Genomic DNA, 11,942 nt, shown 5'->3' on the forward strand with positions numbered 1-11,942 from the left:
TATAGCTGTCGCCAAGTGTATTAGGACATAAACCCCAAGAATTGAGTGGCGGCGCTTCGCGCCGCCACTCAATTCTTGGGAAGTGTCGGCTCACTTCAGTGAATTAAAAAATAAACTCAGTAAGGTTTTGAGATTTCCAAAATGGCGTTGCCATTTTGGAAATTGTTATAACGTGAGTTGGGGATAATTTGAAACAGGTTTTGAAAAAGGGTTTGCTATGCAAACCCTTTTTCAAAATCCAAAAGTAAAAGCCTTGCTTAGCAAGGCTTTTACTTTTGGGCTTTGAAAATTTGCCAGCTTTGCCCGAACTGACGTTAATTTACACATTTAATTTGCAAAAGTGTTGTCACGCTTTTGTGAATTGGTATTAGAGGGCAGTTACTATAAAATAAGTGATGGTCATTTGATGACTATTTGATGACCATTTGACGGTCAATTTTTGGTCATTGCATATTCGCTAGGATTTATTTTTAGGATTCAATATTTAAACATGGGCAGTACATTCGGGCATTTGTTTCGCGTCACGACATTTGGGGAATCTCACGGTGGGGGCGTGGGGGCGATCGTCGATGGATGTCCGCCACAGTTGGAACTGAGCGAAGCTGATATTCAAGTAGATCTCGATCGCCGCAAACCAGGACAGAGCAAAATTGTTACGCCGCGCCGCGAAGACGATCGCGCTCAGATCCTCTCTGGTGTATTTGAAGGCAAAACTCTGGGCACTCCCATTACGATCTTGGTGCAAAACAAAGATGCCCGCAGTCAAGACTATTCAGAAATGGCGGAAAAATTTCGCCCATCCCATGCCGATGCCACCTATCAAGCAAAATATGGCATTCGTAATTGGCAGGGTGGCGGTCGGTCTTCGGCAAGGGAAACCATTGGCAGAGTCGCCGCAGGGGTGATCGCCAAAAAAATCCTCAAACAAGCCGCAGGAGTAGAAATTATTGCCTACGTCAAACAGGTCAAAGATTTGGTTGCACCCCACATCGATCCGAATATGGTCACGATGGAACAGGTAGAAAGCAATATTTTGCGCTGTCCCGATCCAGAAATGGCAGCAAAAATGATTGACTTCATCGACAAAATCCGCCGTGACGGTAATTCGGTGGGTGGCATTGTGGAATGTGTGGCGCGAAATGTCCCGATCGGCTTAGGCGATCCTGTATTTGATAAGTTAGAAGCAGATCTCGCCAAGGCAGTAATGTCACTACCAGCAAGCAAGGGGTTTGAAATTGGATCGGGTTTTGATGGCGTTCGCTTAACTGGGCGCGAACATAACGATGAGTTTTATATGGAAGGCGATCGCCTGCGTACGCGCACTAATAATTCGGGCGGGATTCAAGGCGGGATTTCCAATGGTGAAAATATTATTCTGCGTGTTGCCTTTAAACCAACCGCCACGATTTTATTAGAGCAAAAAACAGTGTCCGTGTCAGGGGAAGAAACCACCCTCACGGGTCGAGGTCGCCACGATCCCTGTGTATTGCCGCGAGCCGTACCGATGGTCGAGGCGATGGTGGCTCTAGTACTATGCGATCGCTATCTCGCACAAAAAGCAATTTCTCTCTAAATCCTCCTAATCATTTTGTTATCCTAAAGTACAGCGCCACAAACGCGCCAACCAAGTTTTAATAGTAGCTAACTCATCTAACTCATCAGTCAACTCACCGCAATGACCACAACGCCGATCGCTCCAAAAACAACAGTACAACCAAAACTCATAAATCGCCCTGATGCATTGGGACGCTTTGGGATCTTTGGGGGCAAATACGTTCCTGAGACGCTCATGAGCGCTCTCACTGAGCTAGAGACTGCTTTTTATCATTACAAAAACGATCCAGACTTTAACAACGAACTCGATGGCTACTTGCGGGACTACGTGGGCAGACCCAGTCCCCTATACTTTGCGGAGAGATTGACACAACATTATGGGACGGCTCAGATTTACCTCAAGCGCGAAGATCTCAATCATACGGGCGCTCATAAAATTAATAATGCGTTAGCACAGGTACTCCTTGCTATCCGTATGGGCAAAAAACGGGTCATTGCCGAAACGGGTGCGGGTCAGCATGGTGTGGCAACGGCAACGGTTTGTGCTCGATTTGGTTTGGACTGTGTTATTTACATGGGCGTTCAGGATATGGAGCGTCAGTCCCTCAATGTATTTCGGATGAAATTGATGGGTGCGGAAGTGCGCCCCGTTGAGGCGGGTACTGGAACTCTCAAGGATGCCACCTCCGAAGCAATTCGTGACTGGGTCACAAATGTGGTCGATACCCATTATATTCTCGGTTCCGTAGCTGGTCCCCATCCCTATCCGATGATCGTACGCGATTTCCATGCGGTAATTGGGAAGGAAAGCCGTCGTCAAAGCCAAGAGAAATGGGGTGGCTTGCCAGATATTTTATTGGCCTGTGTTGGTGGTGGCTCCAATGCGATGGGACTATTCCATGAATTTGTGGATGAGCCTTCTGTCCGCTTGATCGGTGTAGAGGCGGCAGGTAAGGGAACGAATACCGAATTCCATGCGGCAACCTTGACCCTCGGACGTGTTGGTGTCCTTCATGGAGCAATGAGCTATCTACTCCAAGATGAACAAGGACAGGTACAGGAAGCTCATTCCATTAGCGCTGGTTTGGATTATCCAGGGGTTGGACCAGAACATAGCTACCTCAAAGATTTAGGTCGGGCGGAATACTATAGCGTTACCGATCAAGAGGCTCTTGATGCATTTCAGCGTCTTTCTCGCTTAGAAGGGATTATTCCTGCCTTGGAAACATCCCATGCGATCGCCTATTTGGAAACCCTCTGTCCACAATTAACGCCCGAGCAACGCATTATCATTAATTGTTCTGGTCGTGGCGATAAAGATGTAAATACCGTGATTCAACATTTACATCTCTAATAAAAAATTACTAAGTTAAAACCCAGAAGAGAATACCGCCCGCGCAGCGGGCGGTATTCTCTTCTGGGTTTAGGTTTTCGTGAATTGGTATTACCTATAGCTATATCCCAAAAAGAGAAGTGGGCTGTGCAAAGCACAGCCCACTTCTCTTAAGCCTGAGCGGAAAGCCATCGCTCTGCTTCTAAAGCAGCCATACAGCCCGTGCCAGCGGCGGTGATGGCTTGGCGATATTCGCGATCTTGGACATCACCACAGGCATAGACCCCTGCGATATTTGTGGCAGTTGATTTCCCTTTCGTAATGATGTAGCCAGTTGGATCGAGTTCGAGCTGTCCCGCAAATAAATCAGTATTAGGGGTATGTCCGATCGCATAAAATAGTCCGCCCACAGCTAAATCTCGCTCTTCGTGAGTACGCGTATCCACGATCTTCACTCCTTTAACGATTTCTTCTCCATACACATCCAGAGGGAGAGAATGCCAATGGATGACTATTTTGGGGTGAGCGAAAACGCGCTCCTGCATGATTTTACTCGCTCTCATACGCTCTCCTCGTACGAGTAAATGTACCTTAGAGCCGTATTTTGTTAAGAAAATCGCCTCCTCAGCCGCCGTATCACCGCCCCCAACGACCGCTAGCTCCACCCCCCGAAATATGGGAGCGGCTCCGTCACAAACCGCACAAGCAGAAATGCCCCGATTCCAATATCGCGTCTCGCTGGGCAAATTGAGGCGTTTTGCGGTCGCACCTGTGGCGACGATCAGGCTATGGGCTTGTACTTGATGCGAAGTAGAGGTAATTGTAAAAGGGCGATCGCTCAGATCGATAGCAACGACATCTTCCATAATCATTTCTGCCCCGCAATTTAAGGCTTGCGCCCTCATGTCATGCATCAATTGTGCGCCCATAACGCCATTAGGAAATCCAGGAAAGTTTTCGACTTCCGTTGTCGTCATCAATTGTCCACCAGGAATTCCCCCCTTTTGAAATCCCTCAAATACCAGTGGATTCAGGTTGGCGCGTCCCGCATAAATCGCCGCTGTATGCCCTGCGGGACCTGAACCAATGATCACTAAGTTTCTAATTGGGGAATTTGCGATCGCATCAGACTTCATTACTTTGCCTCTAAATTATGAAACTTCCATTAGTCATTATCATTAATTCTGATTAACTAGCTAAGCATTAGTAAACTTAAAATCTAGAAGAGAGTATCGCCCGCGTAGCGGGCAGTACTCTCTTTAGTTTCTGATTTTTAATTATGCTGAATTACCTACTAATCTTTATATGGTTATCAGAACCAAGATTTTTGATTTAGTAAATTGCTGTAGTATGCCCCACTTAACTATTTGTAAATACAAAATACTTGGGATTTTGAGTCTAATGTAAATTGATCATCCGTTAATAATTTTTGACACTAAACTTAAGAAAATATACTTTTTATACCAATTCCCAAAATGGCAACGCCATTTTGGGAATCTCAAAACCTTACTGGTTTTAGTTTTCAATTCACAAAAGTGTTGTTACACTTTCGTGAATTGGTATTACTAAGTAGCTGGGCGTAATTAAGATCCAGATTAAAAAACTGCGGCACTCGCGTAGCATCTGGGAAACTGCTCGTTATAAGTTAAGACATAAAACCCAGAAGAGTGTTGCGGCGCTTTGCGCCGCAACACTCTTCTGGGTTTTGTTTTTGTCCTAACATAACTGGCTACTGCTATAAAGCTATGGTAGGGTCAGGGCTAACTGGTAAATTTGCCGACGCGGTAATTCTGCGAGTTCTGCCAGTTGACGGCTAGCTTCCGATCGCGAAACACCTGAGTCGATCAGATTCTGTAACTCTTTGATAATTATTTCTTCTGTCCAAGATTTTTTAAAGCTGGGTTCAGCTCCCTCGATCACTAGGGTAAATTCTCCCTTCGGAGCGCGATCGGTAAAATAACTGATCGCCCCTTCGATCGAGCCACGCCAAAACTCTTCATGGAGCTTCGTTAGTTCCCGCGCAATCGCGATACGTCTGTTTTTGCCAAAACTCTCTGCTAAATCCTCAAGGGTGCGTAATAGCCGATGGGGGGCTTCGTAGAGAATCATCGTGCGGGTTTCTAAACGCAAAATTTCTAAGCGATCGCGCCGTTCCTTTTTGTCAATTGGTAAAAATCCATCAAAGCCAAAATGCTGCGTGGCAAAGCCAGAAACCGTAAGGGCGGCGATGCCTGCGGTAACGACGGGAATCGGGATCACCTTTACCCCAGAAGCGATACAGCCTTGGACGAGTTCTACTCCAGGATCGGAAATCGCAGGCATCCCTGCATCGGTGACCAAAGCGATCGTCATTCCTTGTAATAATTTTTCCACCAATTCAGGGACGCGCTTATGGGCATTATGCTCGTGATAGCTAGTTTGCGGGGTATCAATACCAAAGTGATGTAATAGCTTGCCCGTATGTCTGGTATCCTCAGCAGCGATTAAGTCAACCTGTTTTAATATGGCGATCGCCCGAAAAGTCATATCCTCTAGATTACCGATCGGTGTTCCCACCAAATACAGAATTCCCGCATCATTCATTAATTAGCGCCACTGTTTATTTTCTAATTCCCGTACCTGACGCTCTAGGCGATCGATCCGCCCTCGCAGTTCATCCATCTCATTTTGACGCGGCACTCCCAAATCTTGCATGACATTGCGAATTTGGCGCTGAATTAAAGTTTCCAAATTTCCCTGTTCTGATTTGAGACGGCTGGCAATATCGTTGAGAATTTCGGAGGCTTGATCGGGATCGATTTTGCCATCTTTGACCCAATCTTCACTGGCTTCTTTGATTTTTTCTAAAACAAGGGAAGTTGTGCCGACACCAAGCATGAGTAATTGTTTGAGCAAATTATTGCTATCCATAATCCGTACGATCCTCAAAGCCGATCTATAAACTCCATCATACTAAACAAAAGTCTGAGCAATTCATGAATTGCTCAGACTTTGCCCAGACTTTAAGCATATCGATATATTTGAAACACCTTGACGATTGCTATACTTTAAACTGCTTTTAAATTGTCAAAAACTTTCTGGTAAGCGTACTTATGATTCGTGCAGTAATAGAGACCGATAAAGGAACAATTCGTGCTGAGTTAGACGATCTGCACGCTCCGATCACTGTCAAAAATTTCGTAGATCTATCTAAGCACGGCTTTTACGATGGGCTGACTTTTCATCGCGTCGAACCAGGATTTGTGATCCAAGGGGGCGATCCGCTTGGTAATGGGACTGGCGGTTCGGGCGATCGCATCAAATTGGAAATTTTTGCCGAAGGTGACAGCGAAGCAACCCTTGGCAAAATTTTAACTGGTGGAAAAAAACCAGTGATTAAGCACAATAAGGCGGGCGTATTCTCCATGGCACGCACTAACGATCCCAATAGTGCCACTAGCCAATTTTTTATTACCCTTGGTGATGCCTCTTTCTTAGATGGGCAATATGCAGCTTTTGGTTATACCGAAGATACGGAAGTAGCTCAAGCTATCCGTCGTGGCGATAAAATTATCTCGATTAAAATCGAAGATTAAATCAAGCCGCTCTGTATTAAAACCCAAGAAGGGAATGGCGGCGCAAAGCGCCGCCATTCCCTTCTTGGGTTTTGAAAACCAAGTTAAGAAATGGCGTAGCCATTTCTTAACTTGGTATAAAAGAGAGGCAAACCGCAAAAGGCAATTGGTGGCGCTTTGCGCCGCCAATTGCCTTTTGCGGTTTATGTCCTAATTAGTTTTTTCAGGAAGCAACTAGACTCTGAATAATCGATTGTAAATCGGCTAATACCTGTGAAGAGTTATTCCCATTGGACATATTTCCTAAGTCTTGGATTGCTCCTTCTAACTGAGGTCGCAATGTGTCAACAATATCCTGTACAGGACGCAAAAGCTTTTCTTGAGCACTAATTTGCCCTAGCATCTCAGCAACAAGTCTAATCCGATCTTGCTGCTGGGCTTCGGAGGCACGAATCGCTTGCTCTTGTTGTAAATGATCCTGAGTTTGCTTGCCAAGCACTTCTTGCTGTTGCTGCGTATAATTTCTCACCGCCTCAATTTGACTTTCCATCTTCATCAATTCTTGCTCTTGGCGATTTTTTTGCGCCTCAATTTGGGAAAGCAGTGGCAATAGGCTCTGAACGGGACTCTCCTCAACGGTAATCCCTTTACGACGATCTAGAATCGCCTTCTGTTGATTTAATACGGACAAACGTTCCTGCATCCCGCGTCTCATACCTGAAACGCTTTCCTCCAGAAGATTATATTGTTCCTCCACAAATTCTTTATTGCTTTCTAGCTCTATTCTGGCAAACTGATCGGCTGTTTCTACCTGACTTTGGATATCGGCAATTTCGCCCTCAAGTCCAGCTAACTCATCTTCTTGGGCGCTAACATAATTTACTAAGCGATCGAAATCTGCTTGTAGAGCCTTAATAGTGGATTCCAACTCTTCGATCGTCATTGACTGTAAACGACTTTCTTCTTCGGGACTCAATACTTCTATGCTGCCTGGTCCCCCCAAAGACTCGATCGCATTAGAAGTTTGCTCGTATAGATCGATCTGGGCATCCAACTGCAACCTAGACATCGCTATATTATTCTCTTGTAGCTTGAGAATGCCACGCTGCGCTTTTAACTCCGCTTGAGCATCAGCTAAGGCAATTTGAGTTTGTTGCCATTGATTTTTACGATTGTTAAGCTCCTCCGTTGATTTGGCTAGAATTCCCTTTTGTTTCTCAGCCTCATTTTTGAGACCATCTAAACCTTGCCAAAATTCCGTGAGTACCTCTTGGCGTTTATTTATTAAATCAAGCGCACTATGAACCCTATTTCTTAGGGAATCTGGATTTGTAAAATTTGTCGATAATTGAGAGATTAGAGCTTTGATATTTTCGGCTTGCTCGACCGTTAAAGCTGCTGCCTTAGCTTCAAACTGACCCCGTTCGGTTTCAATGCCTGCTCTTACATTTTCAATTTCGCTACGTTCTTTAGCTAGCTTGGCTTCTAACTCTTCGATTTCTTGCTTTCTTGTATCGAGATGTTCTAATTCTAATTCCTTTTGCTCTAATTCTTGCTCGCGGCGGTGCAGTACTTGACTTTGAAAATTAAGAGATTGCTTCCACTGTTCAACTTCTTCTTCAGCAGCTTTATACTTGTCCTGCGATCGCGAAAAGGCTTGCAAAATGTTGACAATTTTTCTAGAAGCGTCTTGCACGCTTTGCACTTGGTTACTGCCCGTAACCTCGGCAACTACCATCTGACCATCTTTAAAATCTTTGGCTTGGCTTGAATCTTGAATTGGTAAAACCTGCTCGTTCGTAATCGGCTGCCAAACATTTTCGCCCGTATTACGTGCTAACAAACGGATTGAAGAATTACCACCTAATCCAAAAGCTGCTTGAGTTTTTTGAAGTTCCGCTAAGTACTGCACGCTGAATATACTCCTATTTTGCTGATGCTGACTTTCAGATTGACATGACGAAAGAGCAAAAACCCGTCACAAACAATACAAAATAGCCTAAATCCTAGTCTCATACTACCTAATTGCCTAAGCATTTTGGCGATATATTTTTTAAGACTATCAGGACGTTTTTGTGAAAAGTCTATTGCCTAATGTTTTTTGGGTCAAGGGCATCGCGTAAACTATCACCCAAGAGATTAAATGATAGCACCGTCAATACGATTGCTAATGCTGGAGCCCACACTAGCCAAGGTTGAAGAATGACAATCGAGGCATTGGTAGACAAAGACAGCATATTACCCCATGAGGGATCGGGGGGCTGAATCCCGAGTCCCACAAGGCTTAAGACCGCCTCTACAACTATAAATCGGGGGATATCGAGGGTTGCCGAAATGATGATAAATGTGATGGTCTGGGGTAAAACATGCTTGATAATAATTCGTAATGGGCTGGCTCCCGACGCACGAGCCGCCAAAATGAAAGTTTGTTCTTTGATAGACAACACTTGTCCGCGAATTATTCTTGCTAAACCCGACCATGACACAAACGAAATTATGGCGATAATTAATGCGAATCTTTGAGTATTACTGATTTGAGGCGGCAAAATTGCAGCTAATGCTACTAACAGATAAATTGAAGGCACTGACATCAGAACTTCAACAAAGCGCATTAAAACTACATCAAGCCAACCGCCAATATATCCAGAAATACCCCCGACAAGGCAACCAATGGTATAGGAAATAATTGTACCGATAAAGCCAATTAACAGGCTAATTCTACCGCCATGCAGAAGTCGCGTTAATTGGTCGCGTCCCTGTTCGTCGGTTCCCAGTAGATTAAGCGGCGCGTTACTGGTCTTAAACAAATGTCCCGCTTTAAAGAGCTGGATCTGGGAGGGCTGGGTGTAATCAACGATCAAGGCGCGATCGCCTGTTTCCATATCGACCTTACCCTGAGTCGTAGGATAGACGTGAGCGCCAATATATTGACCTTGGCGATCGTGCCAATATATTTGTGTTGGCGGGAGTAAAGCACCATTTTTAACGGATTCATTGACACCATAAGGGGTCATGAAATCAGCAAATAAAGACGCAGCGTAAAAAAACGTCAAAATGATAATGCCAATCCAAGCAAGAGGATTGGCTCGGAGTCGTTTCCACCAAGTCATTAGGAGCCTTTAAGCGCTTTGAAAAAATTTTTACGGTAATTGCCATTCATGGCAAAGAGAACTGGCCAAAGTAATGCTAGTCCAATTTGATTGCCAGAAAAGTCGGTACGTCGAAAACCTTGTAAAAATTTTACAACTCCAAATACATAAGCGACTGTTACCAAAATTCCAATGAGTGTTGGCATATGTAGATCTCCCTTGATTAACTATCTAATTTAGCACCAACAAATAGGTTATACCAAAGCTCAAAATGGCTACGCCATTTTGAGCTTTGAAAACCCTTACTGGGTTTGGTTTTCAATTCCCAAAAGTGTAGCCACACTTTTGGGAATTGGTATTATGTGGATAGACGGTTCTCGGCACATAGAATTTAGAGTGTGCTTTGCGCCACCGCACTCTTCTTGGGATTACCAAAGAAATAGACATACAAAACCAAGAATTAGACGTTGCGGCGCTTCGCGCCGCAACGTCTAATTCTATGAATTTTTGAGGCTTAGAACAAACCTACCCATGCCGACCATAGCCGATCGCCCAATATTATGGCTTTGGCAGATGTTTTGGAGAAATTTGCTTGATCTCGATCTGTAGGATCGCTAACATCCCCCAGATAGGCGGCGGCGATCGCTCCTGATTGGATGGTAACTTGGAGCTGATTAGGTTGTGGATGTCTTTGGGCGCGGGTAGTCACTATGCGCCAACTATGATGGGTACTCAAAAAGTAGTACAAACTACTGGCGATCGCATCCGATAGACCCTTTTCCCGATGGGATGCGATCGTACTTGCGCCACACTCTACAAATTGCTGCGCGAGTTGTAGCTGAGCTAAACATTGCTGTTGCAATTGAGGGGTACTGCTTAACGCGATCCTTTGTTGAAAATCATCACAGATATGATTAATAAGCAATCGGGGATGTAATTCACCTAGACAGGCTAAGGCGATGACGTAGGCTAATACTAATTCTTGAATATCGGCTTTGCTATAGGTTTGTAATGCTAGTAGACGCGATCGCATTTCCTGTAGATCCTGATGCCAATAGGCTCCGATGCCGATCGCAGTTATAGTCAAATCTATCTGAGTTAAATCTATTTTTTCATTTTTTTCGGTCGTTTTGAGCGGATTGAGGTTGTCATTAATTATTAGTTCAATTATGGGTTCTAGGCGATCGGGCAAATTGGGTGGGGCAGTAAGCAAAATACTTGTAAAAATAGCTCGAAATCGACTCTTTACAGATCTCGGTGTTAGCAACATAAGCTCCATAGATGTTTGTTGTCAGTATAAAACCTCCCAATAAAACCTCCCCAAAATATTGCTTTCTATAGCAACGCAAGATAAAACCCTGAAGACGAGTGGCGGCGCGAAGCGCCGCCACTCGTCTTTAGGGTTTTATGTCCTAAGCAAATCTTACATTGATACATTCTTTATCTAGTTTCCCCATCTCGCAAGGTTTTAAAACTGGCTTTGAGAAAGGGTTTACTACGTAAACCCTTTCTCAAAGCCCAAAAGTAAAAGTTACTTAGCTCATCTACAGAAAATAAATCAGGGTTGCGATCGCCAGTAAAAGCAACAGAATATAAATTGTCAATCTTCCCCACACAGCTATAAACAAACATAGTAAATTCCAAAAAGTAACCCTTGCCGTCCCGTTCCACTTGGGGCGAAATCGACTAATTTCCGATTTCTCATAAGCATCGATCTGCTCCATTGCTAAAACCTTGTAATGGATTCTGCCAAAGGGATGCAAAATCCTAAACTGCTGATAACGATGGTGGTCATTTTTCCATCGATTGCGGAGATTTTTAGTTTTGCCAACATACAAAACAATCCACAGAGCGGTGATGTAATAAACTCCTGCATGTTTGGGTAATTCCTTAAGCTTGTTGATGGACTTAGATGGCAACCAAAAAATGCGTAGCCAGTCAAACATAAGTGATTTACTATCCTAAAGTGCTTATTCCTAGATATTTTGCTACTTTTATGCGATCGCTATCGAAGTTGAGCTATAAATAAACTGTTTTGGTTAAGTAATCTAAATTGTCTAGTTAGGTTTTGCTTATATGTCAGATTTTAATCGCGGCATCATGAAGTTTGAAAATGCCGACAGCCCCCTATCAATCATGCTATCTAGCATTGTCGTTTTGAGCGCGATCGGGTTCCTCCTCTGGTGGGGATTTCAGACCGCCTACGTCTAAACTTACGTTTAACTAAGAAAAAGCGGTGCTGTGCGCCGCTTTTTCTTTGCGATTATTTTTTGTGATTATTTATGGTTTTGCTTGGTAATTGGGCTTATAGTCGTTTTAAATAACTTGTAGACGGGCTTCGACTTCGCTCAGCCCTCGGTGTAAGCTAGCTGAGCGAAGTCGAAGCTGTAGTTTTTATTTGAATTATCTATA

General features: G+C 44.2%; 12 protein-coding genes. 4 read left to right on the top strand and 8 right to left on the bottom strand.

Features of this window, described 5'->3' with window-relative positions; genetic code table 11:
- Window positions 1–490: 490 nt before the first annotated feature.
- Window positions 491–1,573: a chorismate synthase gene (aroC, locus tag AC805_RS22575; RefSeq protein WP_055077496.1), complete on the top strand. Its 1,083-nt coding sequence runs from the start codon at window positions 491–493 to the stop codon at window positions 1,571–1,573.
- A 102-nt stretch (window positions 1,574–1,675) separates the two neighbouring features.
- Window positions 1,676–2,908 (top strand): tryptophan synthase subunit beta, encoded by a 1,233-nt coding sequence (trpB, locus tag AC805_RS22580; protein WP_055077497.1) that lies wholly within the window; start codon window positions 1,676–1,678, stop codon window positions 2,906–2,908.
- 149 nt (window positions 2,909–3,057) lie between these two features.
- Here the strand turns inward: trpB and trxB are convergent, their stop codons facing one another.
- From trxB to AC805_RS22595, 3 genes are all read right to left on the bottom strand, one after another.
- The gene (gene trxB, locus AC805_RS22585; protein WP_055077498.1) at window positions 3,058–4,023 is read right to left on the bottom strand and encodes a thioredoxin-disulfide reductase; all 966 of its coding nucleotides are present in this window, start codon (window positions 4,021–4,023) and stop codon (window positions 3,058–3,060) included.
- A 607-nt stretch (window positions 4,024–4,630) separates the two neighbouring features.
- Window positions 4,631–5,470 carry a 16S rRNA (cytidine(1402)-2'-O)-methyltransferase gene (gene rsmI / locus AC805_RS22590; RefSeq protein WP_055077499.1) on the bottom strand — a complete coding sequence of 280 codons (840 nt, stop codon included), beginning with the start codon at window positions 5,468–5,470 and terminating at the stop codon, window positions 4,631–4,633.
- A gap of 3 nt (window positions 5,471–5,473) precedes the next feature.
- On the bottom strand, window positions 5,474–5,797 hold the full coding sequence (locus AC805_RS22595; protein WP_009626722.1) for a phasin family protein: 324 nt from the start codon (window positions 5,795–5,797) through the stop codon (window positions 5,474–5,476).
- Between the two features lie 182 nt (window positions 5,798–5,979).
- Here AC805_RS22595 and AC805_RS22600 point away from each other — a divergent pair, with 182 nt between their 5' ends.
- Window positions 5,980–6,462 carry a peptidylprolyl isomerase gene (locus tag AC805_RS22600; protein ID WP_055077500.1) on the top strand — a complete coding sequence of 161 codons (483 nt, stop codon included), beginning with the start codon at window positions 5,980–5,982 and terminating at the stop codon, window positions 6,460–6,462.
- A gap of 202 nt (window positions 6,463–6,664) precedes the next feature.
- Here AC805_RS22600 and hmpF read toward each other — a convergent pair whose 3' ends face one another.
- From hmpF to AC805_RS22625, 5 genes are all read right to left on the bottom strand, one after another.
- Window positions 6,665–8,353: a pilus motility taxis protein HmpF gene (gene hmpF / locus AC805_RS22605; protein ID WP_055077501.1), complete on the bottom strand. Its 1,689-nt coding sequence runs from the start codon at window positions 8,351–8,353 to the stop codon at window positions 6,665–6,667.
- Window positions 8,354–8,525: 172 nt separating this feature from the next.
- Window positions 8,526–9,551, bottom strand: a complete 1,026-nt coding sequence (locus tag AC805_RS22610) for an ABC transporter permease (RefSeq protein WP_055077502.1) — start codon at window positions 9,549–9,551, stop codon at window positions 8,526–8,528.
- Window positions 9,551–9,736: a hypothetical protein gene (locus AC805_RS22615; protein WP_009626726.1), complete on the bottom strand. Its 186-nt coding sequence runs from the start codon at window positions 9,734–9,736 to the stop codon at window positions 9,551–9,553. Before AC805_RS22615 ends, AC805_RS22610 begins: the two co-directional genes overlap by 1 nt.
- A gap of 308 nt (window positions 9,737–10,044) precedes the next feature.
- Entirely contained in the window at window positions 10,045–10,800 is a 756-nt protein-coding gene (locus AC805_RS22620) for a hypothetical protein (RefSeq protein WP_055077503.1), read from the bottom strand.
- Between the two features lie 274 nt (window positions 10,801–11,074).
- The gene (locus AC805_RS22625) at window positions 11,075–11,476 is read right to left on the bottom strand and encodes an endonuclease (RefSeq protein WP_055077504.1); all 402 of its coding nucleotides are present in this window, start codon (window positions 11,474–11,476) and stop codon (window positions 11,075–11,077) included.
- 130 nt (window positions 11,477–11,606) lie between these two features.
- Between AC805_RS22625 and AC805_RS27200 the strand changes: the two genes are divergently transcribed.
- Window positions 11,607–11,741, top strand: a complete 135-nt coding sequence (locus AC805_RS27200) for a hypothetical protein (protein WP_009627327.1) — start codon at window positions 11,607–11,609, stop codon at window positions 11,739–11,741.
- The last annotated feature ends 201 nt before the right edge of the window (window positions 11,742–11,942 follow it).

It is taken from the genome of Pseudanabaena sp. 'Roaring Creek', assembly GCF_001402795.1.
Classification (GTDB): domain Bacteria; phylum Cyanobacteriota; class Cyanobacteriia; order Pseudanabaenales; family Pseudanabaenaceae; genus Pseudanabaena.

Coding starts and splice junctions, on each gene's coding strand:
- AC805_RS22595 (WP_009626722.1), bottom strand. CDS start 5,797: ATGGATAGCAATAATTTGCTCAAACAATTACTCATGCTTGGTGTCGGC.
- trxB (WP_055077498.1), bottom strand. CDS start 4,023: ATGAAGTCTGATGCGATCGCAAATTCCCCAATTAGAAACTTAGTGATC.
- AC805_RS22620 (WP_055077503.1), bottom strand. CDS start 10,800: ATGTTGCTAACACCGAGATCTGTAAAGAGTCGATTTCGAGCTATTTTT.
- trpB (WP_055077497.1), top strand. CDS start 1,676: ATGACCACAACGCCGATCGCTCCAAAAACAACAGTACAACCAAAACTC.
- rsmI (WP_055077499.1), bottom strand. CDS start 5,470: ATGAATGATGCGGGAATTCTGTATTTGGTGGGAACACCGATCGGTAAT.
- AC805_RS22610 (WP_055077502.1), bottom strand. CDS start 9,551: ATGACTTGGTGGAAACGACTCCGAGCCAATCCTCTTGCTTGGATTGGC.
- aroC (WP_055077496.1), top strand. CDS start 491: ATGGGCAGTACATTCGGGCATTTGTTTCGCGTCACGACATTTGGGGAA.
- AC805_RS22625 (WP_055077504.1), bottom strand. CDS start 11,476: ATGTTTGACTGGCTACGCATTTTTTGGTTGCCATCTAAGTCCATCAAC.
- AC805_RS22615 (WP_009626726.1), bottom strand. CDS start 9,736: ATGCCAACACTCATTGGAATTTTGGTAACAGTCGCTTATGTATTTGGA.
- AC805_RS27200 (WP_009627327.1), top strand. CDS start 11,607: ATGTCAGATTTTAATCGCGGCATCATGAAGTTTGAAAATGCCGACAGC.
- AC805_RS22600 (WP_055077500.1), top strand. CDS start 5,980: ATGATTCGTGCAGTAATAGAGACCGATAAAGGAACAATTCGTGCTGAG.